This window comes from Shewanella sp. Isolate8 (assembly GCF_022398495.1).
Classification (GTDB): Bacteria; Pseudomonadota; Gammaproteobacteria; order Enterobacterales; family Shewanellaceae; genus Shewanella; species Shewanella aquimarina.
The window spans coordinates 1,787,855-1,813,830 of record NZ_JAKEVI010000001.1 but is presented as its reverse complement, the minus strand read 5'-3'; the positions used below and the strand labels follow the sequence as shown (position 1 = coordinate 1,813,830).

At 51.6% G+C, this 25,976-nt stretch carries 20 protein-coding genes and 8 tRNA genes; 10 read left to right on the top strand and 18 right to left on the bottom strand.

Translation table 11 applies throughout. The annotated features are described in order from the left end of the window. Position 1 precedes the first annotated feature (1 nt). The 7 genes from rsxA to L1D43_RS07995 all read right to left on the bottom strand — a co-directional run bounded on the left by rsxA (position 2) and on the right by L1D43_RS07995 (position 3,205). Positions 2–580, bottom strand: a complete 579-nt coding sequence (gene rsxA / locus L1D43_RS08025) for an electron transport complex subunit RsxA (protein WP_239850610.1) — start codon at positions 578–580, stop codon at positions 2–4. An 83-nt stretch (positions 581–663) separates the two neighbouring features. After that, positions 664–2,565 (bottom strand): GGDEF domain-containing protein, encoded by a 1,902-nt coding sequence (locus tag L1D43_RS08020; protein ID WP_239850608.1) that lies wholly within the window; start codon positions 2,563–2,565, stop codon positions 664–666. A 144-nt stretch (positions 2,566–2,709) separates the two neighbouring features. Further along, positions 2,710–2,785: transfer RNA gene (locus L1D43_RS08015), tRNA-Asn, on the bottom strand. Positions 2,786–2,809: 24 nt separating this feature from the next. Further along, a tRNA-Asn gene (locus L1D43_RS08010) sits at positions 2,810–2,885 on the bottom strand. 24 nt (positions 2,886–2,909) lie between these two features. Next, a tRNA-Asn gene (locus tag L1D43_RS08005) sits at positions 2,910–2,985 on the bottom strand. Positions 2,986–3,012: 27 nt separating this feature from the next. Beyond that, positions 3,013–3,088 (bottom strand) — tRNA-Asn (locus L1D43_RS08000). Between the two features lie 41 nt (positions 3,089–3,129). Then, positions 3,130–3,205, bottom strand: a tRNA-Asn gene (locus tag L1D43_RS07995). Positions 3,206–3,950: 745 nt separating this feature from the next. On the opposite strand from L1D43_RS07995, the gene uvrB reads away from it, so the two are divergent. Beyond that, positions 3,951–5,969, top strand: a complete 2,019-nt coding sequence (gene uvrB, locus L1D43_RS07990) for an excinuclease ABC subunit UvrB (protein WP_239850606.1) — start codon at positions 3,951–3,953, stop codon at positions 5,967–5,969. A 125-nt stretch (positions 5,970–6,094) separates the two neighbouring features. On the opposite strand, the gene rrtA is transcribed toward uvrB, so the two are convergent. Continuing rightward, complete coding sequence (rrtA, locus tag L1D43_RS07985) at positions 6,095–6,679, bottom strand: rhombosortase (protein ID WP_239850604.1); 585 nt, start codon at positions 6,677–6,679, stop codon at positions 6,095–6,097. Beyond that, a complete protein-coding gene (gene queC / locus L1D43_RS07980; RefSeq protein ID WP_239850602.1) occupies positions 6,673–7,356 on the bottom strand; it encodes a 7-cyano-7-deazaguanine synthase QueC in 684 nt (227 codons plus the stop codon). Before queC ends, rrtA begins: the two co-directional genes overlap by 7 nt. A gap of 184 nt (positions 7,357–7,540) precedes the next feature. Between queC and queE the strand changes: the two genes are divergently transcribed. Further along, positions 7,541–8,209 (top strand): 7-carboxy-7-deazaguanine synthase QueE, encoded by a 669-nt coding sequence (queE, locus tag L1D43_RS07975; protein WP_239850600.1) that lies wholly within the window; start codon positions 7,541–7,543, stop codon positions 8,207–8,209. Positions 8,210–8,470: 261 nt separating this feature from the next. Here queE and L1D43_RS07970 read toward each other — a convergent pair whose 3' ends face one another. The 4 genes from L1D43_RS07970 to L1D43_RS07955 all read right to left on the bottom strand — a co-directional run bounded on the left by L1D43_RS07970 (position 8,471) and on the right by L1D43_RS07955 (position 10,143). Then, positions 8,471–9,532 (bottom strand): PLP-dependent cysteine synthase family protein, encoded by a 1,062-nt coding sequence (locus L1D43_RS07970; RefSeq protein ID WP_239850598.1) that lies wholly within the window; start codon positions 9,530–9,532, stop codon positions 8,471–8,473. Positions 9,533–9,814: 282 nt separating this feature from the next. After that, positions 9,815–9,899: transfer RNA gene (locus tag L1D43_RS07965), tRNA-Tyr, on the bottom strand. 43 nt (positions 9,900–9,942) lie between these two features. Continuing rightward, positions 9,943–10,027 (bottom strand) — tRNA-Tyr (locus L1D43_RS07960). A gap of 31 nt (positions 10,028–10,058) precedes the next feature. Further along, a tRNA-Tyr gene (locus L1D43_RS07955) sits at positions 10,059–10,143 on the bottom strand. 125 nt (positions 10,144–10,268) lie between these two features. On the opposite strand from L1D43_RS07955, the gene L1D43_RS07950 reads away from it, so the two are divergent. The 3 genes from L1D43_RS07950 (at position 10,269) to L1D43_RS07940 (ending at position 13,436) form a co-directional block, all read left to right on the top strand. Beyond that, positions 10,269–10,757, top strand: a complete 489-nt coding sequence (locus L1D43_RS07950) for a VC2046/SO_2500 family protein (protein ID WP_239850596.1) — start codon at positions 10,269–10,271, stop codon at positions 10,755–10,757. Positions 10,758–10,829: 72 nt separating this feature from the next. Beyond that, positions 10,830–11,117 (top strand): DUF406 family protein, encoded by a 288-nt coding sequence (locus L1D43_RS07945; RefSeq protein WP_239850594.1) that lies wholly within the window; start codon positions 10,830–10,832, stop codon positions 11,115–11,117. A gap of 159 nt (positions 11,118–11,276) precedes the next feature. Beyond that, positions 11,277–13,436 carry an EAL domain-containing protein gene (locus L1D43_RS07940; RefSeq protein ID WP_239850593.1) on the top strand — a complete coding sequence of 720 codons (2,160 nt, stop codon included), beginning with the start codon at positions 11,277–11,279 and terminating at the stop codon, positions 13,434–13,436. Between the two features lie 204 nt (positions 13,437–13,640). On the opposite strand, the gene L1D43_RS07935 is transcribed toward L1D43_RS07940, so the two are convergent. Together L1D43_RS07935 and L1D43_RS07930 are read right to left on the bottom strand one after the other, a co-directional pair. Next, the gene (locus tag L1D43_RS07935; protein ID WP_345773701.1) at positions 13,641–14,003 is read right to left on the bottom strand and encodes a YchJ family metal-binding protein; all 363 of its coding nucleotides are present in this window, start codon (positions 14,001–14,003) and stop codon (positions 13,641–13,643) included. Between the two features lie 105 nt (positions 14,004–14,108). Beyond that, complete coding sequence (locus tag L1D43_RS07930; RefSeq protein WP_239850591.1) at positions 14,109–14,675, bottom strand: DUF4440 domain-containing protein; 567 nt, start codon at positions 14,673–14,675, stop codon at positions 14,109–14,111. Positions 14,676–15,156: 481 nt separating this feature from the next. On the opposite strand from L1D43_RS07930, the gene smrA reads away from it, so the two are divergent. Beyond that, on the top strand, positions 15,157–15,747 hold the full coding sequence (gene smrA, locus L1D43_RS07925; protein ID WP_239850590.1) for a DNA endonuclease SmrA: 591 nt from the start codon (positions 15,157–15,159) through the stop codon (positions 15,745–15,747). Between the two features lie 119 nt (positions 15,748–15,866). On the opposite strand, the gene L1D43_RS07920 is transcribed toward smrA, so the two are convergent. After that, positions 15,867–17,735, bottom strand: a complete 1,869-nt coding sequence (locus L1D43_RS07920; protein WP_239850589.1) for a M2 family metallopeptidase — start codon at positions 17,733–17,735, stop codon at positions 15,867–15,869. 219 nt (positions 17,736–17,954) lie between these two features. Here L1D43_RS07920 and L1D43_RS07915 point away from each other — a divergent pair, with 219 nt between their 5' ends. Together L1D43_RS07915 and L1D43_RS07910 are read left to right on the top strand one after the other, a co-directional pair. Further along, positions 17,955–18,593 (top strand): TetR/AcrR family transcriptional regulator, encoded by a 639-nt coding sequence (locus tag L1D43_RS07915; RefSeq protein ID WP_041511190.1) that lies wholly within the window; start codon positions 17,955–17,957, stop codon positions 18,591–18,593. 8 nt (positions 18,594–18,601) lie between these two features. Beyond that, positions 18,602–20,878, top strand: a complete 2,277-nt coding sequence (locus L1D43_RS07910; protein WP_239850588.1) for an acyl-CoA dehydrogenase — start codon at positions 18,602–18,604, stop codon at positions 20,876–20,878. Positions 20,879–21,002: 124 nt separating this feature from the next. Here L1D43_RS07910 and pyk read toward each other — a convergent pair whose 3' ends face one another. After that, entirely contained in the window at positions 21,003–22,442 is a 1,440-nt protein-coding gene (gene pyk, locus L1D43_RS07905; RefSeq protein WP_239850587.1) for a pyruvate kinase, read from the bottom strand. A 183-nt stretch (positions 22,443–22,625) separates the two neighbouring features. After that, complete coding sequence (locus L1D43_RS07900) at positions 22,626–23,480, bottom strand: MurR/RpiR family transcriptional regulator (RefSeq protein ID WP_041511193.1); 855 nt, start codon at positions 23,478–23,480, stop codon at positions 22,626–22,628. Between the two features lie 308 nt (positions 23,481–23,788). Between L1D43_RS07900 and zwf the strand changes: the two genes are divergently transcribed. Both zwf and pgl read left to right on the top strand, forming a co-directional pair. Continuing rightward, positions 23,789–25,261 (top strand): glucose-6-phosphate dehydrogenase, encoded by a 1,473-nt coding sequence (gene zwf, locus L1D43_RS07895; protein ID WP_239850586.1) that lies wholly within the window; start codon positions 23,789–23,791, stop codon positions 25,259–25,261. Between the two features lie 12 nt (positions 25,262–25,273). Next, a complete protein-coding gene (gene pgl / locus L1D43_RS07890) occupies positions 25,274–25,972 on the top strand; it encodes a 6-phosphogluconolactonase (RefSeq protein WP_239850585.1) in 699 nt (232 codons plus the stop codon). Positions 25,973–25,976 lie beyond the last annotated feature (4 nt).

Here is a 25,976-nt window from a genome sequence, read left to right as displayed (position 1 = left end):
CTTAATTAACCAAACCTGTGAATCCCATGAAGCCCAGCGACATCAGGCCTGCGGTGATCATCGCGATGGCGCCACCCTTGAAGGGGGCCGGCACATCTGCGGCGGCCAGACGCTCGCGCATGGCGGAGAAGAGGATGAGTACGATAGAGAAACCGACTGCGGCGCCGAAACCATAGATGGCCGACTCGATAAAGTCGTGCTTCTCGTTGACGTTGAGCAGCGCCACACCCAGTACGGCGCAGTTGGTGGTGATCAGCGGCAGGTAGATCCCCAGGGCCCTGTGCAGCGCGGCGCTGGTTTTCTGTACCAGCATCTCGGTAAATTGCACCACGACGGCGATAACCAAGATGAAGGCCATGGTGCGCAGATAGCTGAGATCGAAGGGGGTCAACAGATAGGTGTCGACCAGATAACTCAGGATAGAGGCAAGGGTGAGTACGAAGGTGGTGGCCATCGACATGCCGATAGCCGACTCCAACTTACTCGATACCCCCATAAAGGGGCAGAGGCCAAGAAATTTAACTAATACAAAGTTGTTGACCAGCACTGTGCCGACCAATAGGAGGAGATATTCGCTCATCTCAATGGGTTATCTATATCTAATTTACGGGCTATTATCGGCCTTTCGGCCGTGATAAACAACACAAAGAATGAAGGGATTATTTATCCCGCCGTCTGACTGCGCGCAGATTGTTCATCCTTTACGGTGAATGGTTTAGGCTTAGCGATGTAATAACCCTGAAGGCCATCCACCAAAAGTTGCTCCAGGGCAAACTTCTCTTCCTGACGCTCGATGCTAGATGCTATGACTCTAACCGACTGCTTACGGGCGACATCGACAATCATCTTAACGAAGAAACGATTGTTGGAATCTGTGTCGATCCCCTGTGAATAGCTGCCATCGAGTTTAATAAAGTCCGGCCTGACCTCCTTGAAGAACTTAAAAGAGGTAAAGCCCATGCCGAAGTGTTCGACAGACACCCGCGCGCCGACGCTATGCATGTCGCGCACAAATTTATGGGCCTGACGGATATTGGCCTGCATTCCTGCCTCATTAACCTCCAGCACCAGACGCGAGGCGAGCTGACGCTGTCGCACAAAGATATCTTTCAGCCAGGCGGTAAAGGCCGGTTGGTTGACCGAAGCAGTACTGATGTTAATGCCCAGGGCGCCGGTGAAGGTGGGGGTGTCGAGCAGCAGGCGAAGAGTGCTCAAGATGATGATCTTGTCCATCTCAATGCTCAGGCCGTGGCGCTCGGCCATGGCGATAACCGTGCCAGTAGGGAGAAATTTGCCCTCACTACTGTAGAAGCGAGACAGCAGTTCACTATAGACGTTATCGGCGCCGCGGCAGGGTTGAATATCCTGGGCGTGAAACTTGATGGCGCGGCGCTTGATGATATCTTCGATGGCCAGTTTCCAGTGAGAATCCCCAACCAGCTCCTCATCGCTGAGCTTCTCCTGCACATGATAGCTGTTAGGTCCAAGGGTCTGGGCGATGCTGACGGCGGCGTCGGCAATATAGACCAAGGATAGGGCATCGCCACCCTGCTCATAGGGAACTAAGCCTATGTAGGCGACCGACTCGAGATCGCTGCCTTGCTGGTACTCATCAAATTGGGCCTTTAACTTTTCCAGTGGTTGCTGGGCATCCTTTAATACCAGATCCGGTATAAAGACGGCGAAATCGGCGCTGCTGATCCTAAACGCCTCAATGTTAGGCATGCCCTGTAGCGCCTTACGGATACAGGTGGCGACACCGGCTAGATAGTCATCGCCAGCGGCGCGTCCCTGGCTCTGGTTAACATGGCCCAGTTCCGTGGCCTTGATCATCGCCATCAGGCCGATGCGCGCCTTGCCTGGTTTTGCGAGGGCGTCGAGCTTCTCGGTAAACTTAGGTCGGGTGCCAAATAGAGTCACCGGGTCCTGGTAAGCCTCACGATTGAGCTGCTCGTTATGCTGCTGTAATTGGGCGAATTTATCATTCAGCGCGACACGACAGTGTTCGAGTGCCTTGCCTAAGGGGTTAAGCTCGCCGTGAAAACGAGAGTGGGCGATGGCATCAAATTTAAGTTCGGCGAAGCCGTCCAAGGCATCGACCGCATGACCTATGGTGCGTTTCTGTCTGGCCATTAAGAGGGTAAAGAGTATCGCCAGTGCCAGATAGCCGCCGACTATCCAGATTAGGAGCTGGATATAATGATTGAGGGCGTCATTTGCAATAGTGCGGCTCGATAGTTTGACCTGTAAGCGGCCTTGGGGCAGCGCTCGGGTGTTATCCCTTGCCTGATTAAAGAGCACGGTCGCTAGATCTGTGTCTGAGGTAATGAGTTGGCCATGGGTATAGTTGAGGCTGCCGTCCAACTGGTGCACATATTGGAAGAACTGTAACTCATACTTATTATTGAGCAGATTAAAGAGTGCTTGGCCTTGCTCGGGCAGGGGCTGTTGCCAAACGGGATCGGCCTGATACTCCTTTAGCTGGATGTCGGCTATTGCGGCGACTTCTTGTCGCTGGTTGAGATATGCCAGCGCCGCCAAGGCAAGACAAGCCGTAATCAGCAATAGATGTATAGATTTTCCCACGCCCATAAAAAGTAACCTAAGATGATCGACTGCCCATTCTAGCTAAATTTGAAACAGATAGTCTAACGCTTTATGGTTGATGACTTTTTTTAGGATAACGCGGAAGAGGAAACGTAAAGAAGGTGGCTCCCCAGACTGGACTTGAACCAGTGACATACGGATTAACAGTCCGCCGTTCTACCGACTGAACTACTGGGGAATCGAAAGAGATAATATAGTGAAGTGGCTCCCCAGACTGGACTTGAACCAGTGACATACGGATTAACAGTCCGCCGTTCTACCGACTGAACTACAGGGGAGTAGATACTTCTCTATTATATAAGTGGCTCCCCAGACTGGACTTGAACCAGTGACATACGGATTAACAGTCCGCCGTTCTACCGACTGAACTACTGGGGAATTGATACTTATATCGTTAACAATATTTGGCTCCCCAGACTGGACTCGAACCAGTGACATACGGATTAACAGTCCGCCGTTCTACCGACTGAACTACAGGGGAACATCTAATATTGCTAACTTATCTTCTAAGATTTGACGCTTTGGCTCCCCAGACTGGACTTGAACCAGTGACATACGGATTAACAGTCCGCCGTTCTACCGACTGAACTACTGGGGAATCGTGTAAGCGACTCGTCGTTGAAGACGGAGCGCATATTAAATCGCTCTTACACATGAGTCAACTCGACTTGGCAAAAAAAGTGTAATTATGCTGTTAAGTGCTCATCTAATGCACATAGTGATCGCTAAGTGTGCATTTTGATGCTTTAACGGCCATATCTGGCTGAAATCTATCGGCTATTGAGGTTTTGCACTCAGTCAATATGACAGCCAAACCTGCTTTGCTATAAGACTGGGTTTTCAAATGTAGTAAAATTTCATCTCGGAAGATAAAAAAGCCTCAATGTATAAAAGGGGTTAAAGCCGCGATTATCCTGAGGTTGAGAGAGTTATCCACTAAATCTGTGGATAAGCCTGTGGGTGAGACATAAAATCGCCGGCCAAACGCAGTGAGCTTGCGGGTTGTACTTAAAATGACAAGAATTAGCGCATCTTAATATTGGCACCAATTATCAACGGCTTATAAAAATCAAGCCCCTTTGAGCAATAATCTGTATGACGTTACAGATATGTAATGTGTTTTTGTACCTAACTTGTGTATTAAATTGGCTACAGGCGTGCGTTTTAGCCTGTTTTTTGAACATAGAGTGGGATTTACCCTCTTGTACAAAACTTACATGACAAAGTGATGACATTTATGGGGCGGTTAGGTGAATTTCCTCGATAAAGAAAATGTCTGCTCTCAATTGGCTAATAGCTGTGGGTACTTTAAGATAGGTGCACAGCTATAAAGGAGTGCACCATTGAGTGAATCAGCGTTCGATCTCGTCTCACAATATGCGCCGGCTGGCGATCAGCCGGGCGCGATCAAGCAGCTTGTCGACGGCCTGGATGCCGGGCTCGCAAGCCAGACATTGCTTGGGGTAACGGGATCCGGTAAGACATTTACCATTGCCAACGTTATCAAACAGATGCAGCGCCCAACCATCATCATGGCGCCCAATAAGACCCTGGCGGCACAGCTTTATGGCGAGATGAAGGAGTTCTTTCCTCATAATGCCGTGGAGTATTTCGTCTCCTATTACGACTATTACCAGCCCGAAGCCTATGTGCCCTCGACCAACACCTTCATCGAGAAGGACGCCTCGGTCAATGCGCATATCGAGCAGATGCGCCTGTCGGCCACCAAGGCGCTGCTGGAGCGCCGGGACGTGGTGTTGATCGCCTCTGTGTCGGCCATCTATGGTCTAGGCGACCCCGAGTCCTATATGAAGATGTTGCTGCACCTTCGGCAGGGCGATTTCATGGGGCAAAGGGAGATCTTACAGCGCCTGAGTGAGCTGCAGTATACCCGTAACGATATCGAACTCGATCGCGGTACCTTCAGGGTGCGCGGTGAGGTGATCGATATCTTTCCCGCCGAATCTGACAAGCAGGCGATTCGCGTCGAGCTGTTCGACGATGAGATTGACCGACTCAGCCTGTTCGATCCCTTAACCGGCCATATTTTGCAGCGTATCGCCCGTACTACCGTCTATCCTAAGACTCACTATGTGACGCCCAGGGAGAAGATTCTGGCGGCCACCGAGGAGATCAAGGAGGAACTGAGGGAGCGCAAGCAGTATCTGCTGGACAATAATAAGCTGATCGAGGCCCAGCGGATCTCGGAGCGGGTGCAATATGATATCGAGATGATGACCGAGCTGGGTTACTGCTCCGGCATCGAGAATTATTCGCGCTATCTCTCTGGCAGACGTCCGGGGGAGGGGCCGCCGACCCTGCTGGACTATCTACCCGCCGATGGCCTGTTAATCCTCGATGAGTCCCATGTGACTGTGCCCCAGATAGGTGCCATGTATAAGGGGGACCGTTCTCGCAAGATGAACCTTGTTGAGTATGGTTTCCGCCTGCCTTCGGCGCTGGATAATCGTCCGCTCAAGTTTGAAGAGTTCGAATCCTTGATGCCTCAAACCATCTTCGTATCGGCGACACCGGCCCAGTATGAGCTGGACAAGAGTGACGGCGAGATTGCCGAGCAGGTGGTGCGCCCAACAGGCCTGTTGGATCCTGAGATCGAGGTGCGCCCGGTGGCGATACAGGTAGACGACCTGCTATCCGAGGCGAATAAGCGCGTGGCCGTAAACGAGCGGGTGTTGGTGACCACGCTTACTAAGAGAATGGCAGAGGACCTCACCGAGTATCTGGACGAGCATGGGGTGAAGGTACGTTATCTGCACTCTGACATCGACACGGTCGAGCGGGTAGAAATCATCCGCGATCTGCGCCTCGGGGTGTTCGACGTGCTGGTCGGCATTAACCTGCTCAGGGAGGGGCTGGATATGCCAGAGGTCTCTCTGGTGTGCATCTTGGACGCTGACAAGGAGGGCTTCCTGCGCTCCGAACGCTCACTGATTCAGACCATAGGCCGCGCCGCCCGTAACGTGAATGGCAAGGTGATCCTCTACGCCGATACCGTAACTAAATCCATGGCTAAGGCCATTGGCGAGACTGAGCGACGCCGAGAGAAGCAGCACCAGTTCAACCTGGCCAATGGCATTACACCAAAAGGGGTCTCGAAGAAGATCGCCGATGTGATGGATCTGGGTGAGCATAACGAGCATACCGCCAAGGTATTGCCCAAATACCAGAAGGTGGCCGAGTCCAGAACCACCTATGCCAAGCAAGATGCATCCAGCCTCAGCCATCAGATCGATGAACTCGAGAAACGTATGCATCAACATGCCAGAGACCTGGAGTTTGAACAGGCCGCCGCACTGCGTGATGAGGTGCTTGCCTTGCGAGAGGCGCTGATCAAGGCCTAGTGCTAACGCATAGAAACGAAAAAGGCTCATCTAGGTGAGCCTTTTCTATATCTGCCAGCGCTTAGATCTGCTTGGCGTAACTTGTCTTAATTGTCATTAACCTTGGAGCCGTCGTGAGAAGTCCCTTAGCGCGCCAGTTTTCTGATGAGACGATAGAGCAGAAAAACCAGCACACCGCCGATCACCCCAACCAGGTGGGCCTCGGTGGCGACCCTGGCATCGATAAGCTTAGTGATCTGATCCGTGGCGCCGTAATACTGCTCGTAGGCAACCTTAAAGCAGACGCCTGCAAACAGCAGGTAGCCCGAGCGGACCTTCATCTGAATGTCTTTGAGGGCGCCATAGGCAAATAGGCCATGAAGCATGCCGCTAAGGCCCACATAACCGCCTAAGGTTGGGAAAAACCAGTAGAGTCCCAATCCTTGCAGCAGACAGAGCAGGGCAAACAGCAGGGAAAAATTGGCCGCGCGGTAGTGGTTCTCGTGCAGAAAGCTGATCACCCAGAGCCCGGCAAGGTTCATCATTAGGTGCCAGTGGTTGGTATGCAGCAGATTGCCTGTCACTAGGCGCCACCACTCACCATGGGCAATGGCGCTGCGTCTAAAGGCAAGCGCAGCGTCTAGATGGAGAAAATAAAGCAGGCTGCAGAGTACAGTGATCCCAAGCACCACGCCATAAGGGGTGGCGCGCGAAGTCAGCCGACCTAACATTTGGCATCCAGCTCGGCCATGACACCGACTTTATCGTCCAGGTAGTCCGCGAGCCCCTTGGCCCTAAGCAGACACGCGGGGCAGGTGCCACAGCCGCTGCCGACGATGCCGTTGTAACAGGTGAGGGTCTGGTCTCTGACCAGCTCTAGGCTGTGGTATTTGTCGGCCAGTGCCCAGGTCTGGGCCTTATTGAGCCACATTAGCGGGGTGACCAGTTTAAGCTCGCGATCCATTCCCTGTTCCAATGCCGACTGCATCGCCTTGATGAACTGGTCGCGGCAATCGGGATAACCGGAGAAGTCAGTCTCGCATACGCCTGTGATCACGGCATCGGCGCCCAATTGATAGGCGTAGATCCCGGCCAAGGTGAGAAACAGTATGTTGCGGCCAGGCACGAAGGTGTTGGGCAGGCCGTTATCCATCAATTCGTTGGAGACAGGAATGGCATCTCGGGTGAGGGCGGAGATCGCCAGCTCGTTCAGCACAGTCACATCCAATACCTTGTGGCTGGCCACCTTGAGTTCCTTGGCCAACTTGGCAGCGGTGGCGATCTCTTCGCTATGGCGCTGACCATAATCGAAAGTAACGGCATGCACCTCATCGTATTGATTCAGGGCTTGAATTAAACAGGTGGTGGAATCTTGTCCGCCACTAAACACGACTACAGCTTTAGACATTTAATCTGTCCGGATAGAAAATTTGTTGATAGTTTAACTGACCGTGGAGACCTTGCAAATTTTCTTGTCGCTATTGCCATTCCCGGTGGTCAATTTGGTGAAACCTTGGGGAATTAATGGGGTTATACTTGCTTGTAGGGGCAAAATCTTCTATAAAAGCCGCCCGCATGTGACGAGGTTAAAGATGAAGTATCCGGTTAATGAAGTTTTTGAAACCATCCAGGGTGAAGGTGTGTACACTGGCGTGCCGGCGATCTTCGTCCGTCTGCAGGGGTGCCCAGTGGGGTGTTCCTGGTGCGATACCAAACATACTTGGGAAACCTTAGCCGAGAATCGTGTCTCCCCCGAGCAAGTTATCCAGGTGGACGGCACCATTGGCCGCTGGGCCGAACTAGATGCCCGTGAGTTATTGATGCACTTCAAGGTGCAGGGCTTCAGCGCTAAACATGTGGTGATCACCGGCGGCGAGCCCTGTATCTATGATCTTTTCGCCTTGACCCAGGCCTTTGCCGACGCGGGTATGCAGTGTCAAATCGAGACAAGTGGTACCTTCGACGTGTTGGTCGATCCCCGCGCCTGGGTAACTGTATCGCCTAAGATCAACATGAAGGGCGGTTATAAGGTGCTAGAGCAGGCACTGGAACGCGCCGATGAGATCAAACACCCGGTGGCTAAGGCCTCGCACATCGAGGAGCTCGATGAGCTGCTTAAAGGCATAGACACCCTGGGCAAGACCATCTGCCTGCAGCCTATTAGTCAGAAGCCTAGAGCCACAGAGCTGGCGATGAAGATCTGCATCGAGCGAAACTGGCGCCTCTCTATTCAAACCCACAAATATTTAAATATCGATTAGCTGGTAGTAACAGATAAAAAACGGCGCATTGGCGCCGTTTTTTGTTTATACCAATCACAGTAAATATGTGATCAGAAATAGCGCAGGAAAAACGCTTGAGAACAAAGCAGGATTTTTAGATAAGTAGTTATTCTACAATTAAAAATACTAATACAGTTATCGAGCGTTTTAACAAGCTAGCATGATCAATTATTTATTACGATTGGTATTAGCTCACGTCGAGCCTATTCATCCCTGTTCTTGGACTAAAAGCGCTGCGCGTTATTCCAAGTATCCCGTCTGATTAAAGGCCGTTAGCTTGGCCTGATACTGGCTGATGTTGCCAATATGTTGTTCTACCCACTCACTGTCGTAGTAGGTGTCTAGGTAGCGCTCACCCGAGTCACACAGCAAGGTGACGATGGAGCCGCTATGGCCGTTGGCGTGCATCTCGCTGGCAAGTTGCAGCGCGCCATAGAGGTTAGTGCCTGTTGAGGGACCTGCCTTGCGACCGATCAGCGCCTCTAACCAATAGATGGTGGCGATCGACGCGCTGTCGTCAATCTTGACCATATGATCGACGACTCCCGGAATAAAGGAGGGCTCGGCCCTGGGTCGCCCTATGCCTTCGATGCGACTGGCACCGGCGCAGCTGATGCTGGCATCACCGCTGTGGTAGTAGTCGTAGAATACCGAGTTTTCCGGGTCCACTACACATAACTTTGTCTTGGCGCATTGATAGCGAATATAGCGGCCTATGGTGGCCGAGGTGCCGCCCGTACCCGGGCTCATCACTATCCAGCTAGGGACAGGATGTGGTTCTCGCTGCATCTGCTCGAAGATGGAGTTGGCGATGTTGTTGTTACCGCGCCAGTCGGTTGCCCGCTCGGCGTAGGTAAATTGGTCCATATAGTGGCCCGACAGCTCGTCGGCCAGCCGTTGTGATTCGGCGTATATCTCACTCGAATGGTCGACGAAGTGGCAACGGCCGCCATAGAACTCTATCTGTTGTATCTTCTTCTTGGCGGTAGAGGCGGGCATGACAGCAATAAAGGGCAGGCCAAGCAGACGTGCAAAGTAGGCCTCGGACACGGCTGTGCTGCCCGAGGAGGATTCTATGATGGGCGTATCTTGGGTGATCCAACCGTTACACAGGGCGTAGAGAAACAGAGATCTCGCCAGGCGGTGCTTAAGGCTGCCGGTGGGATGGGTGCTTTCATCTTTTAGGTAGATATCGATGCCGGGCAGCATAGGCAGTTCCAGCTTGATCAGATGGGTGTCTGCACTGCGTTGATAGTCTGCCTCGATCTTGGCGATGGCCTGGTTGACCCAAGATTGATTCATTGTGGCTCCTAAGGTTATCGAGCGGATAGTCGTTATAGCTTAACGAAATAAATTATAACGAAAAGGAAAATCGAAAATAAATGCGACGGATAACAGGGAGTGCTGGCCGTGGAGGAAAATTTTGGGAGGCTGAAAGAATGATCCACTAATTAAAGGACTAAGTATCAGTCATCGAATCAAGGCATTAACTAAGGGCATAATATCATCAAAATGATTACAAAGATGAAGCGAAGTGTTTGAATTTAGGAACTAAATGATGCGCAAATAATGCGAGAGAAAAAATGGTGGAGGGAGAAGGATTCGAACCTTCGAAGGCTGAGCCGTCAGATTTACAGTCTGATCCCTTTGGCCACTCGGGAACCCCTCCATATTTTTTGGTACAGCAGCACAAGATAATAACGAGATAAAGATGGTGGAGGGAGAAGGATTCGAACCTTCGAAGGCTGAGCCGTCAGATTTACAGTCTGATCCCTTTGGCCACTCGGGAACCCCTCCACGAGTATCTCTTTATTACATTGTAGGCAAATGGTGGAGGGAGAAGGATTCGAACCTTCGAAGGCTGAGCCGTCAGATTTACAGTCTGATCCCTTTGGCCACTCGGGAACCCCTCCTCAATTGCGGCGGCAATAGTAGTCAGAATCCTTGGCGCTGTAAAGCCCCAATTTAAAATAATTACTAAAGTTATGGCGCAAGCGGTCGATTAAATAGCAACGAGCTGTTTTATTGATGTTTTTTTATGCGAACTAGTCAGTTGATCATCAACGAGAATCAATTAGGGACCCGACTCAACCAGGCGATAGTGGATCATCGCCGGGGAGAATTTGGTCTGCTGCTGGCCATGTTGTCAAACGATGCTAGAGATATGGCGCAGTTTCATCTGGATCAGGAGCCAAGCGATGTTGAGACAAAGCTCAAGCGTCAATTTGAGTTACCCGAGCCACAGGCGCTGACCAGCGCACTGCAGCTGGGTGAAGACAGAGATAACAGCGAGCAGTTTCACCAGGCAGGGCTAAGCGGCTTTCATCTGCAGCAATACCTGAGTCCCGAACCCTTAGTCCACAGAGGACGGGACCCTTTGGCGATGCAAGAGGTGCTGGCTAACTGCGATCCCATCACCCTGGCGCGTTTTCACAATGAACTCGATGCCGACGCACCTAGTTTGGAATTACCACATTTTACCGAGCAGATCGTCAGGCAACGTGCGTTAGGAGACATTTTGGCTTAGTTTTAAGTGCGGTAGCTCGGCTTTTGCTATATATAGCTATGAGCATTTTCAGTTAAAAGGTTAAGGGTCAAAATGAAAAAGATTCAAGAGGGTCAATCAGAGTTGGTAAACGATACCTGTAACGATTGTGGCAGCTATGCCGATATCGGTGCCGTGATCGATGAGTTTGATACCGTGCTGACTCTGGTACGTGATGGAGACAACGCCCAAAGCGAGTTGCAAGCCATGGCACAGGCGGCTAAGCAGCGTTTCGAGGGTGTTGAGAGTGAGATTAAGGCAGTAGAAGGTGGCCAGGAGCTGCGCCTCACCTTTGGCTACAGCGCCGAGAAGATGATCTTCCAACTCGAACACGGTCTCTAGCAGCGCCGTCGATATTAGCTTGCTAATTAGCGAGTTATTCGTGTAATGTGCACAAATTGAACATTTAATAATAACAATAACATCTATGTTGTTACCGCCTTTGGCGGTTTTTACCTCGGTAACCTTTTATCGGCAGAAGGTTATCGGCAGTAGGATTTTATGACCAAGCGCCAATTTCAACATCTGCTTGAAACCATAGTCAATTCGACGCAAAAACAAGAAGGCCTGTTTAAAGAGACGGCCGAGCTTGCCTGCGATCTGCTCAGTCAGTCCCTCGAGGTCGACAACATAGGTGTTTGTCTGTTTTCCGGTAGCCAGGCTTGTGAGCTCATCGCTCATACAAGTTTGCAAGGCCAGGCTTCACGCCCCGCGCAATCGCTGTGTCCCAATTATTTCGATCAACTCAAACGCAGTCGCACCATAGACGTAATCGACGTCGAAAATGATGGCCGTGTCGCCGAATTAGTCGATTACCTCAATGAAAACCAGGTGGTCTCGCATCTTGATGTGGCAATTCGTATCAATGGACACCTCGAAGGGGTGCTCTATCTCGAATCGGGTCAGTTCCATGAATGGCCAGAGAGCGAGATCCATATCGTTTCCCAGGTGGCCGATCAGCTGGCATTGACCCTAGCGACGCAACGAGCTTACGACACAGACGAGCGCCTGAGCCTGTTTTTAAAGGCAATCGAACAGTCGGAGCAGATCAGCATGGTGGTCAACCTGGCCACAGATAAGATTGAATATGTTAACGGCGCACATCATGCCATCTCAGGTGTGCCTAAGCAGCAGATCTTGGGGCAACCCTTAGCTTGTCTGGATTTCTTTAAGCAGTCGCCGGTTCAGGCCGACGCCGTGCTGGCCCAAGTCAAGCTGGGTAAGATAGCCAAGGGAAATATCCAGTTGACCCGTCGAGATGGTGAGAGTTACTGGCTGCGTTATCGGGTTCGCCCCTTTACCACCCCTAGGGGCAATCACTACGCCCTGGTGACCGCGGAAGATTGTTCAGAAGAGTTGGTGCAGCAGAATGAGCTCGAGCGTTTGGCTTGGCGCTGCTCGCTAACCGGCCTCTACAACCGTAGCTATTTCAATCGCGCGTTGGAAAAGATACGCAGTGGCCACCTGATGCTGATCGATCTCAGAGGCTTTAAGCGCTTCAACGATACCTACGGCCATGAGAAGGGCGATAGCCTGCTGATCGAGGTGGCTCGCCGCATCAAACACTTTGCCAGCGTCAAGAAGGCCGAGCTGATGGCTCGTGTGGGCAGCGATGAGTTTGCCTTGGTGCTCGAGGGTATTGAGGATGAGCAGAGCCTGGACTACGCCATCAAGCGTCTCTATCACCAGTTAAATCTGCCTGTTCAGGTTGGCGCCGAATCTTTCGAGGCTAAACCTGCACTGTCGGTCGTCGAGATAAACGCACTAGAGGCAGGTTTTTCGGCGCTCACCTGCGCCGATATTGCGGTGCAATATGCCAAGAAGAAGCAGGGGAGTGCGATACAGATCTTTAATCACGCCCTGTTAAAGTCGTTCAAAGAAGATGCCCAAATTGAGCGGGATCTGCAGGCGGCACTAAAGAATCGTGAGTTTGAGCTTTATTATCAACCCCTCAAAGATCTCGGCCGCCAGGCCTACATAGGAGCCGAGGCGCTGATCCGCTGGCATCACCCCAAGAAGGGCGTCCTCTATCCCGGCGCCTTTATCGATATCGCCGAGCAAACCGGCATGATCGCGGCCATAGGCGAATGGGTGTTAGAGGCTGCGTGTCGCCAGCTTAACCTGTGGCAGCACCATAATATCAACCTCTCCATGCATGTGAATGTCTCTGCGCGCCAGTTTTTCAGTACTCAGCTCTATGATCAGGTGTGGCAATTGGTGACTCGTTACCGTATTCGGCCCAACACCCTGATTTTGGAGATCACCGAGACCGAGCTGATGGAAGATGTGGTTTATGCGACGCATCTGTGTAAGGAGTTGGCCGAGTTAGGGGTAGGGCTGGCCATCGACGATTTTGGCACGGGTTACAGCTCGATGCGTTATTTGAAGCAGTTCCCCATCTCCAAGCTGAAGATAGACAGATCATTCATCTCAGATCTCAGCGTCAGCCGTGAGAGTCGCGAGATCGTCAGTGCCATCATTGCCATGGCCAAGGCGCTCAATCTATCGCTGACAGCTGAGGGGGTCGAGACCGCCGAGCAGGAATCTTTCCTGTCGGCGTTAAGCTGCCATCAGGCACAAGGTTTCCTCTATAGCCCGGCGCTGCGAGAAGCCGAGTTCAGCCAATTCCTTCGTGCCAATACAGAGACGCCGCTGCATTAATCTGCCGGCAATAGCCGGTCAGTGATCGATAGGCAGGCGATAGCTTTTGAGATGTTAGATAGTTAGCCTTGAGCCTGTGAGCTTGCTTGCCAATTGACGAGGCCAATGGCTCAGCCTGATAGCCCAGTCTATTCGCCCTGCCTGATAGCGAAATGGCCGTCTTAGATGAGTTTCCCTGAAGTATAGGTTTTCTACGCTGCCTTACTATTTAAGACAGCACTGCTTAAACTTCTTACCACTCTGACAGACACAGGGATCGTTGCGTTTAGGGTATTTGGGCAAGAGTTGCTCACCCTGGGTGTAGCACCAGCGACCATCCTGTTTAACAAAGTCTGAGATCTCATGAATGGCATCCAGTCCGTCGTCATCCCGATACCAGGCGTGAAACTCAACCATTCCCTTATTCTGTTCGCTGCTACTCTTGTTGACGCTGAGCGCCAGCCAGTGAGTATGATTCTCCTGGTCGAGGATCTGCACACTCAGGCCGTTAAGATAGTCGGGATGATGGGTGTCGATAAGATACTGATGGCATTTGAGCACAAACGCCGAATAGCGGCTGCGCATCAAGGATTCAGGATTCGGCGGGATGCTGCCGAGATGATAAGGTTCACAACACTCTTTGTAACTGAGCGGCTTATCTTTTACCGACCTGCCACAGGGGCAAGGGAGGGGTTAGTCATGTTTGCTGCTTGACTCGCTCAGGGTCGAAAACTGACGACCATAATAGAGGTTAGGTAAGGGCTTGGCACTATAGTAAAACGACGGCTCAGAGCGGTTGTTGGTATCGACCGTGAGGTACCATTTGCCGTCGGCCTTCTTCTTGGAGACGATCACAAACTTGCCGGCAAACTCACTTACCGGTTCTTCGGTTTCTTTAGGTGGGTAGAAACGGATCAGATAGTAGCCCACGTCGGTAGCCTGTTGCTTGTCCAGTTGACGCTCGACCACACGAAAATCCACTTCTATCTGCGCATTCTTGTGTTTAATCTTGCCGAAGAAATGCTTGTAGAGCGCGATAATATTATCCCGCCCCATGGTGATCTCTTTATTCTGCTGCTCTGGAATGTAGCAGGCGTTTTCTGCGTAAATATCTTGAATAACAGACTCATCGAGCTGTTCAAACGCGACGCTGAACTGCTTATAGAATTGATTTAAGGCATCATTGTCATTCTTCTGGGCTAAGGCTTGGAAGTTGAGAGCACAGAGCCCCAAGATAAGGACAAATTTGAAGAGTTTCATTTAGCTATACGCTGCTGCTAATACTAGGGTCACTATAATCCATGACTTTTTGATGCGAAAGATTTAGTTCTTAACAAATTGTGTCTCTGGCGCCGGACGTTGTTTTTTTCTTCAATATAAGTGGTCGTCCGCTTAACTCATAGTCCTTTCCGCCAGTATAGGTGATGTTATTGAGCCGGTGTTGAGCTTTCCATGATGCTGCCTTGTTTTTGAATGGGCTCCTGGTGATTTTTGAGGCGCTTAGTCTGCCATGGGTTATAGGAGGCTTGAGTTTTTGTGAGCCTAAACGGATACTTTTACCTGACTGGGATGCTGAGACTTTCCCAATGAGGAGCATTTCAGCGAGAGTGACCGTATAGTAGCGATGGATAGTCATGATGGGATAGGCGTGATGGATAGTCGTGGCAGATTGAAGCAACAGGTTGCCAGCACTAAGGTGATCACGCCGGTGTAGTTGAAAACAGGAGTGGAGGAGATAGGCATGAGTGAAGATGACAGCGCTTTATTTCTCGCTTCTATGCAAGGTGTTAAGCCGTTAAAGGCAAATAATGAGGTCGCCCCGAGTCAGGGCGGGACGAGTCCGGAGGGGCAAAGACGCCACCAAGAGGCGCTGCGGCGCTTGGCGCTGGAAAAACTGTCGCTCGAGTTGGATGATATCACCCCATTGGCGCCACAAGCCGTGGTGAGCGTTAAAAGGCAGGGCGTGCAGGGACAGGTGTTTAAGCTGTTTCGCCAGGGCAAGTATGAGATACAGGCCGATCTGGACTTAACCGGCTTGAGCTTAGCCAGGGCGAGAGAACTGCTTTATGATTTTGTCACCAATAGTCAGAGCTCCGGGCTGAGAAATCTTATCGTCATTCACGGTACGGGTGTGAATAGCCAGCCGATCCCCGCAAAGCTTAAGTCTTATGTCAGCGCCTGGTTGGCCGAGATAGAGGGAGTGCAGGCCTTTCACAGTGCGCCGCCTGCCTGGGGCGGTGCTGGTGCCATGATGGTGATGTTGGCCAAATCGGCCCAAGATAAGTTAGATACCGTAGAGCAGCATCACAAGGGCACGCATAGATGGGCCTAGTCAGAACCGAGTAAAAAAATCACCTCCAAGGAGGTGATTTTTGTTTTTGCTATCTTAGCTCCGGCGCATCACGCCTTTTAACGAGAATGCCGGTTACCAGCAAGTATTACTGGCAAGAGTTACCAGCCACACTGGCGGTTAGCCTGTTTGTTCTGCTCATCTAACCAGACTTTTAGCGGTGCAAAATAGTCGATGACGGCAGAGGCATCCATGGTCTTCTTGCCTGTCACCACTTCAAGGGCTTCCGGCCAGGGCTTGCTCTGACCCATCTCTAACATGGCATTGAGCTTGGCGCCCGCCGCCTTGTTACCATAGATGCTGCAACGGTGGACTGGGCCTGTATCGCCGGCGATATCACACAGTGCCTTGTGGAACTGGAACTGAAGAATATGCGCCAGGAAATAGCGGGTGTAAGGCACGTTGCCAGGCACGTGATACTTGGCACCCGGATCGAAGTCGGCTTCGCTACGGGCGATTGGTGCCTTAACGCCTTGGTATTTCTCACGCAGATCCCACCAGGCTTGGTTGTACTGTGCCGGAGTGATCTCGCCGCTGAAAACCTTCCAGCGCCATTGATCTATCATCAGACCGAAGGGTAGGAAGGCGACTTTATCAAGCGCCTGTCTTAGCAGTAGGCCGATATCCTTAGAAGCGTCAGGTACCTGCTCGAGTAGGCCGATCTGTTTCAGGTAACTTGGTGTGATCGACAGTGCTATGGTATCGCCAATCGCCTCGTGGAAGCCGTCGTTGGCACTGTTCTTAAAGATGAAGGGCTGCTCTTTATAGGCGCGCTGATAGAAGTTATGACCCAGTTCGTGGTGGATAACGGTGAAGTCTTCGGCCGTCTTCTGGATACACATCTTGATACGAATATCATCCAGGTTGTCCAGATCCCAGGCCGAGGCGTGGCAGACCACGTCACGATCATTGGGCTGCACAAACAGCGAACGGCTCCAGAAGGTGTCTGGTAGCGGGTCGAAACCGAGTGAGGTAAAGAAGCTTTCGGCTTGTTTTACCATCTTATGCTCATCGTAGCCCTGTTTCGCCAAAAGCTCGGTCACGTCATAGCCGGGATCCGCATCTTGCGGCGCAACCATGTCATAGACGTTACCCCATTGCTGTGCCCACATGTTACCCAAAAGGTGTGCGGGAATGGGCCCCTGCTTAGGTGCTACCTCATCGCCATATTGTTCGTTTAGCTCACCTCTGACGTAACAGTGCAGAGATTCATACAGGGGTTCAACCTGGCCCCAGAGTCTGTCGAGTTCGGTAGAGAAAGCATCGGGTTGCATGTCGTACTGACTGCGCCAGAGTTCAGACAGGTTGGCATAACCCAGATCCTTAGCGCCTTCATTGGCTAACTCAACCTCACGTTCAAATAGGGGGCGCATTGGCTTGGCGATTTCACGCCAGCCCTGCCAGATCTCCTCTAGTTCTTTGGGATCGCGAGAGCTAGCCATGATGCCCGAAAGCTCGGGCTGAGTGAGGCAGCGTCCATCGGCCAGGCAATATTTGCCCTTACCATAGAGACCATTTAGCTCGGCGCTAATGTTAGCAAGCTCGGCATTCTTCTTAGGATCGAGTGGCGCAGGTAACACGAGTGCGCTGCGTAATATGTTGAGTTTACGTGCGTTGACCTCATCCAGCGGTAGCTGGCTATAATTAGCGGCCTGGGTCGCAAGCTGTACCGACAGGGCGGTCTGGCGCTCACCAACAGAGGCGGCGAGGGCGGCCGTGTCTTCGGTGATAAAGTTACTGTAGATCCATTCGGCGCGGTTCTGTTCGATGGACAGTTCGGCCAGTTGGTTTTCGGCCTTGTCGATAAATTGATTAGCCTGGGCTACTGGATCTTGTTTCGGGCTCGTTTGAGCCGCTTTTCCTTCACCGTTAGACTTAGCCGCGTTGGTCTCACCTTCACAGCCGCTGATCCCTAGAGAGAGTGCTATGACCACGGCAATTGGGGTCAACTTGGCACAAATTGGTTTCATAAGAGCTTCCTTTGTTATTTTTGTGGGGCTTTTTGTGAGGCATAGTTTACTCAATTTCGCCAAAGTTTACAGTTTATGGCGTCTCTGTGTGTTTCACGATCGCCTTTATCAGTCGCAAATGAGTGTTACTAGGCGCAAAGCTTGTCGATTTCCATTTGACAATATGTGAACCAGTGTTTAATTTAAACACACGTTTAAATCAGAGTTGTAGGTCACGGAATGGCAAATCGATCCGACACGAAAACAAGAATACTGGATGCGGCAGAAAAGCTATTCGCCGAGCGCGGCTTTTCAGAAACCTCCTTGCGGCTGATCACCAGCAAGGCAGAGGTTAATCTCGCCTCGGTAAACTATCATTTTGGCTCTAAGAAAGAGCTGATCCGCGCCGTGCTCGCGCGCTATCTGGATCGTTTCATGCCAGAAGCCTCCGATGCGGTAGTACAATTAAAACAGGGCAGCGAACCTAGCCTGAACGAGATCTTCTCGTCGCTGGTCAAGCCGCTGCTCGAGCTGAACAAGTTCAAGGCCGATGGTACTCGCACCTTCCTGCAGCTGCTGGGTCGTGGCTATATCGAGAGTCAGGGCCATTTAAGATGGTTCATCACCACACATTATGGTGAGCATCTGAGTGAGTTTGTTAAGGCTGTTGCCGAAAGCGCGCCACATATTCCCCCCGCAGAGATGTTTTGGCGATTACACTTTACCTTAGGCACTGTGGTCTTCACCATGGCATCCGCCGATGCCCTGACAGAGATTGCCGAGGCCGATTTCAATGAGCACAACGATATCGAAGCCGTGATCCGCAAGGTGATTCCGTATCTGGCTGCCGGTGTGGCAGTGCCTGTGACAACGCAGTAGGGGGCAATATGACACTCTTTATTCTGGCACTATTGGTCATCATAGTGCTTTTTGGCGTGAAAAATATTCGTATGCAGTGCATTACGCGGCCCGTATTCGCCTTCTTTAAGAAGGTGTTGCCGCCGCTCTCCGATACCGAGAAAGAGGCGATGGAGGCCGGTGATGTGTGGTGGGAAGCAGAGCTGTTTCGTGGCAAGCCAAATTGGGATACGCTGCACAGCTATGGCCGCCCTCGACTGACCGAAGAGGAGAAAGCCTTCATCGATGAGCAGGTAATGACGGCCCTGACTATGATTGATGATTTCAACATAGTGCAGGAGCGCAAAGATCTGCCGCCCGAGCTGTGGGACTACTTCAAGAAAGAGGGCTTCTTCGCCCTGATCATCCCCAAAGAGTATGGTGGTAAGGCCTTCTCTGCCTATGCCAATTCAACCATCGTCAGTAAGCTTGCCAGTCGCAGCGTCAGCGCGGCGGTGAGTGTGATGGTGCCAAATTCTCTAGGCCCAGGTGAACTATTGACTCACTATGGCACCAAGGAGCAGCGCGATCATTGGCTGCCCAAGCTGGCCAGCGGTGAGGCGGTTCCCTGTTTTGCCTTAACGGGCCCCGAGGCGGGCTCAGATGCGGGCGCCATTCCTGACACAGGCATAGTGTGCCGAGGTGAATTCCAGGGTGAAGAGGTGTTAGGCCTCAAGCTGAATTGGGATAAGCGCTATATCACCCTGGCTCCGGTATCGACGGTATTGGGTCTGGCTTTCCAGATGCGCGACCCTGATGGTCTGCTAGGCGACAGAGAAGAAATTGGTATCACCTGCGCCTTAATCCCAACGGATCATCCTGGGGTCGAGATTGGCAATCGTCATAATCCGCTTAACATGGGATTCATGAACGGCACGACCCGCGGCGAAGATGTCTTTATTCCGCTGGATTGGATCATTGGTGGGCCACAGTACGCGGGCCGTGGCTGGCGTATGCTGGTCGAGTGTCTCTCGGCTGGACGCGGCATCTCGCTGCCCGCCTTGGCGACGGCTTCGGGTCATGTGACCACTAAGACCACCACGGCTTATAGTTATGTACGCCATCAATTTGGCTTGTCGATCGGCCAGTTTGAAGGGGTGCAAGAGGCCTTGGCACGCATCATCGCCAACACCTATCAGCTAGAGGCGGCGCGCCGCCTGACCACAACGGGGATCGATCTTAAGGTAAAGCCTTCAGTGGTTACCGCTATCGCTAAGTATCATATGACAGAGATGGGCCGTGACGTGCTCAACGACGCCATGGATATTCAATCGGGCAAGGGGATCCAGCTTGGGCCTAAGAACTATCTGGGTCATGGCTATATGGCCACACCGATATCTATTACGGTTGAAGGGGCAAACATTCTTACCCGTAGCCTGATGATCTTCGGTCAGGGGGCGACCCGTTGTCACCCCTATGTGCTGGCTGAGATGGAAGCCGCGGCCATGGAAGATAGCGGCGAGGCGTTAGAGCGTTTCGATAACCTGCTGCTGGGCCACATGGGCTATGCGGCGCGTAATGCCCTAAGCTCGCTATGGGGCGCCTTAACCGGTAGCCGCTTCAACTCGGCGCCCGTATCCGGCGAAACCAAGCAGTATTATAAGGATATGACCAGGCTCTCCGCGGCCTTAGCCTTCGTGACGGATCTTTCCATGTTGGTGATGGGCGGCGATCTCAAGCGTAAGGAGATGTTGTCGGCGCGTCTGGGAGATGTGCTGAGTGAACTCTACCTGGGCTCGGCGACCCTCAAGCTGTTTGAAGACAATGGCCGTCAGCAGGACGACCTACCAACAGTGCATTATGTGATGCAGTTAAGGCTACAAAGGGCGGCGAAGGCGCTACACGGCGCGCTGCGTAACTTCCCCAATCGTCCGCTGGCCTATGCGATGCGCGCCCTGGTGTTCCCACTTGGCAATCACTTCAATGGCCCGGATGACAAGCTTACCATTGCCGTTTGTCAGAGCATGCTTAGACCCGGCCCGGCCCGCGATAGATTGACCCATCTGTGCCCTGATTTCGAAGGTGACAATGGTGGTATTGCCGAGGTGGAAGATGCGTTTATCGCTCAGTACAAGGCAAAGCATCTGTTTAAGATGCTGCGCAAGGCTCAGAAGGAAGGCAAACTGGAGCGTAAACTAGCAAACGATGCCCTGTATGCCCAAGCCTATGAGCTTAAGATCATCAACGAAGCCGAGCGCGACACGCTACTCGAGGCCGATAGGCTACGTAAGATCGCAATTGCGGTGGATGAGTTTGAAAGTCTGTAACTAAGCGAATGCTTTGAGCTTTCATTAATAGATAGCTTTGAACATAAAAAAAGGTACGCATTGCGTACCTTTTCTTTATTTGCTTAGGCCAGGAAGATAAAGACCTAGCGCTCAGCGAGTCGTATTAAGCAACGATCAGTACCTTACAGGTGTTTGTGCCACCGATAGTTTCCATCGCGTCACCCTTGGTCATCAGTACCATGTCACCGGAGGTAAGGTAACCCGCTTCGGTCAGGGCTTCTAGTGCCTTCTTGGCTAGCTCGTCTGCGCCGTAAGCGGTTGAATCGAAGTAGACAGGTTGTACGCCGCGGTAAAGCGCCATCTTAGCCAGGGTCACATCGTGACGTGACAGTGCCAGGATAGGCAGGGCAGAACTGATACGAGACATAAGCTGAGGCGTTGCACCAGATTCGGTCAAGGCTACGATTGCCTTAACACCTTCGAGGTGGTTAGCCGCATACATGGTCGATAGCGCAATTGTCTCTTCAACAGAGGTGAAACGCTCGTCCATACGGTGCTTAGACACCTGAACACTTGGGTGTGACTCGGCGCCAAGACAAACGTTGGCCATTGCCTTAACGGTTTCTTCTGGGAAGTCGCCGGCTGCAGTTTCAGCTGACAGCATGACCGCGTCTGTGCCATCAAGCACCGCGTTAGCCACGTCCATAACCTCTGCACGGGTTGGCATTGGGCTGGTGATCATAGACTCCATCATCTGAGTCGCGGTGATCACGCTCTTGTTAAGCTGACGAGAGCGGCTGATGAGCTTCTTCTGTACAGCAACCAAAGCTGCATCACCAATCTCAACACCCAGGTCGCCACGGGCAACCATAACAGCGTCAGAGGCCAGGATCACGTCGTCCATCGCTTCGTCTGAAGCTACGGCTTCTGCGCGCTCAACTTTAGAGACGATCAGGGCATTGCTACCAGCCTTCTGTGCCAGTTCACGGGCATAGTTCAGGTCTGCGCCACTGCGTGGGAATGAAACTGCCAGGTAGTCTACCTTGATGGCTGCTGCGGTGATAATGTCTTGCTTGTCTTTCTCGGTCAGTGCCGCGGCAGACAAACCACCACCTTTCTTGTTGATGCCCTTGTTGTTAGACAGGGGACCGGCAACAGTCACTGTGGTGTGAACCTTATTACCTTCAACTTTCTCAACTTTAAGCTGAACACGACCATCGTCGAGCATTAAGATATCGCCGATGCTGACATCCTGTGGTAGCTCTTTATAGTCGATACCCACTTGGTGTTCGTCACCTTGGCCTTTTTCCAGGTCGGCATCTAAGACGAATGCCTGACCCAGGTCCAGTTGCACCTTCTTGTTATCTTTGAAGGTAGAGACACGGATCTTAGGGCCTTGTAGGTCACCCAATACAGCAACGTGTACACCGAGTTCTTTGGCGATATTTCGCACGTCGGTGGCACGTTTCAGGTGATCTTCAGGTGAACCATGAGAGAAGTTGAGGCGAACAACGTTTGCACCAGCTTTGATAATACGACGTAGGTTGTCGTCACGATCGGTTGCTGGACCCAGAGTCGTTACAATTTTGGTTCTGCGGAACATGAGATACTCCGTTAAGTTTTAAATAATCTTACTCTATATTAACAGACAAAATGGAGTTTTGTAGGAAAATTACAAACAAAATGATCTATCTCAAATTATTAATTTTGTGAACCGCTGCGATTAAAAGTGAAAAAAAAGGCGGCTCCTTATACAAGGGCCGCCTAATATCCTTACAAAACTGGACTATATAGTCGCTTCTTTGTCGATACGAGACTCTTTCAGCACCTCTTTCACGCGCTTTAAACTCTCTCTGAAACGTGGGCCGCGACGCAGGGTAAAACCTGTGGCCAACACGTCGACAATCACCAGCTGTGCAAGGCGCGATGCCATGGGCAGATACATGTCGGTATCTTCAGGCACTTCCATGGTGACGGGGAGGGTGCATTCGGCGCTGAGCGGCGAGTTACGCGAGGTGATAGCGATCACCGCGGCGCCGTTCTCGCGGGCCAGGCGCGCGATATCGATGAGCGACTTGGTGCGGCCTGTGTGGCTGATCAACACGACAACGTCACCTTCGCTACTGTTAATGCAGCTCATGCGTTGCATCAGTACGTCGTCGAAGCAGATCACCGGTACGTTGAAGCGGAAAAATTTGTTTTGTGCGTCATGGGCGACAGAGGCCGATGCGCCAAGGCCAAAGAAGGAGATCTTCTTTGCCTGGGTAAGAATATCGACGGCCTTGTTGATGGCTGCCGTGTCCATGCTCTGTCTAGCCGTATCCAGCGCCGCCATAGAAGACTCGAAGATCTTGGTGGTGTATGAATCTGGACTGTCGTCTTCCTCGACGTGGCGACTGACATAGGGGGTACCATTGGCCAGGCTTTGTGCTAAGTGCAGCTTAAAATCGGGAAAGCCTTTAGTGTCGAGACGGCGGCAGAAGCGGTTCACCGTAGGCTCACTCACATCGGCCATTTTGGCTAAGGTGGCGATGCTGGAGTGAATCGCGGTTTGTGGTGACGCCAAGATCACCTCAGCCACTTTACGTTCCGACTTACTGAAATGTGTTAGGTTTTTCTGAACCTTTTCTAGGGTATTCATATGCGTACATCCACTGGATTGTAATGTAATTATATTTATTCTTTTATGTCATGATAGAACCAAACAAAAAGTGCTACAGTTTGGTTTATATGACGAATTATGATCTAAACACAGAGCAAACTTTCTACTATATATAGTAATTTAATCACAAAAAGCATATCAGATTTTGGTGTCTCGTTGCTAGTTTACTAATAGGTCATTTTTTGCAAAATTTAGATGCAATTAACAAATTCTGTTGTTATATTACAACAAACATGTGAGCTTCTCATCGAAACGATGGGACACAGTACATAGGAGATTTTTAAGCTATGGGCATGACATCACCAGAAGCCAAAGCTTGTGATTTTGTATTGTTCGGCACCAAAGGCGATCTCGCCAGACGTAAGTTACTCCCTTCGCTTTATCAATTGGATAAGGCCGGTCTGCTCAACGAGGAGACTAAGATAGTCGGGGTAGCCAAAGACGCCTTTAGCCATGATGAGTATCAGGAGCTGGTTGTCACGGCGCTTAAGAGCTTCGTTAAAGAAGGCTTGTGTGATGAAACCCTTACGCGATTCCTCCAGCGCTGTGTCTACATTGGGACAAACTTCACCGAGGCAGAAGGTTACAGTGCCTTCCATGAGATCCTCGATCCCAAGAAGCGCGTCATGGTGAATTACTTCGCGACGCCGCCAGCCATCTTTGGCGATATCTGTCGCTGCCTGCATGAACAAAACCTCATCTATCCAGATACCCGTGTTGTCCTCGAAAAGCCCATCGGCTCAGATCTCGCTTCTTCTAAAGTCATTAACGATCAAGTCAGCGCCTACTTTAATGAAAACCAGGTCTATCGTATCGACCACTATCTAGGTAAAGAGACGGTACAGAACCTGATCGCGCTGCGATTCGCTAACTCCTTGTTTGCCTCTAAGTGGGATAACCGTACGATCGATCATGTGCAGATCACCGTCGCCGAAGAGGTAGGTATCGAAGGGCGTTGGGGCTATTTCGACAAAGCCGGTCAGATGCGCGACATGATCCAAAACCACCTACTGCAGGTGCTCACATTAGTCGCCATGGATCCACCGGTTAACCTGGACGCTGACAGCATTCGTGACGAGAAGGTAAAGGTACTTAAGTCACTGCGTAAGATAGATGCCGATAACATCTATGAAAATACCGTACGCGGCCAATACTCGGCCGGTTTCCTGAAGGGCGCACCTGTTCCTGGTTACCTCGAAGAGGAAGGGGCTAACACCCAGTCTCACGCCGAGACCTTCGTCGCCCTGCGCGTCGATATCGACAATTGGCGCTGGGCGGGTGTGCCTTTCTATCTGCGTAGTGGTAAGCGTATGCCGACCAAGAGTTCTGAGATTGTCGTCTATTTCAAGAACCCGCCTCACAACCTGTATCGCTCAAGTTATCGCAACCTACCGCCGAACAAGCTGACTATTCGTCTGCAGCCTCACGAGGGGGTTGAGATCCAGATGATGAACAAGGTGCCGGGTCTAGAGCAGAAACAAAGATTACAAACCACCAAGCTGGATTTGAGTTTCTCCGATACCTTTAAGAACGATCGCATCGCCGATGCCTATGAACGTCTATTGTTAGAGGCCATGTTGGGCAATCAGGCTCTGTTTGTGCGCCGCGACGAAGTCGAGCAGGCTTGGACTTGGGTCGATGGCATCATCCAGGCGTGGGAAGAGAGCAACGAGAAGCCTAAGCCATATCCAGCGGGTAGCTGGGGCCCTGTAGCATCAGTTGCTTTGATCGCTAAAGACGGCCGCTCTTGGGACGAGTAAGGAAAATTTAAGATGATTAAAGAATCCGTATTCAAATCTTTTGATAGCAAAGCCAGCCTAGAGGCACAACTGGCCGATCGCATCGCAGAGCAGCTACAGGCCGCCATCGATGCTCGCGGTAAGGCTAGCCTGGTGGTGTCTGGCGGCTCGACGCCCCTGGCGCTATTTAAGTTGTTAAGCCACAAAGCAATCGAGTGGAACGATGTCTATATCACCCTGGCCGATGAGCGCTGGGTCGACAGTGAGCACAGCGATTCTAACGAACGCCTGGTGAGACAGCATCTGCTGCAAAACCGCGCCGCGGGCGCCAAGTTTCGCGGTTTGAAAAATATGTTTACCACGCCAGAGGCCGGGGTCGACATGGCTATAGAGCAGCTTGCCAACTTCCCCAAGCCCTTCGATGTGGTGGTGCTTGGCATGGGCAACGATGGCCATACCTGTTCTTGGTTCCCTTGCTCGCATGAGATAGAGCAGGCATTGAGTACCCAGGCACTCTGTCTGGCGGTGAATCCGGGCGAGGCGCCACACGGACGCATGACTATCTCTAAGACTGGGATCTTAGCGTCACGCCAAATCTATTTACACATAGTCGGTGAACAGAAGCTAGCCGTTTACCGACAGGCGCTCGAGAATGACGATGCTAAGGCGATGCCGATACGTGCGGTACTGGCCCAGCATAAGACACCCGTCGATGTTTATTGGAGCGCTTAAGGAG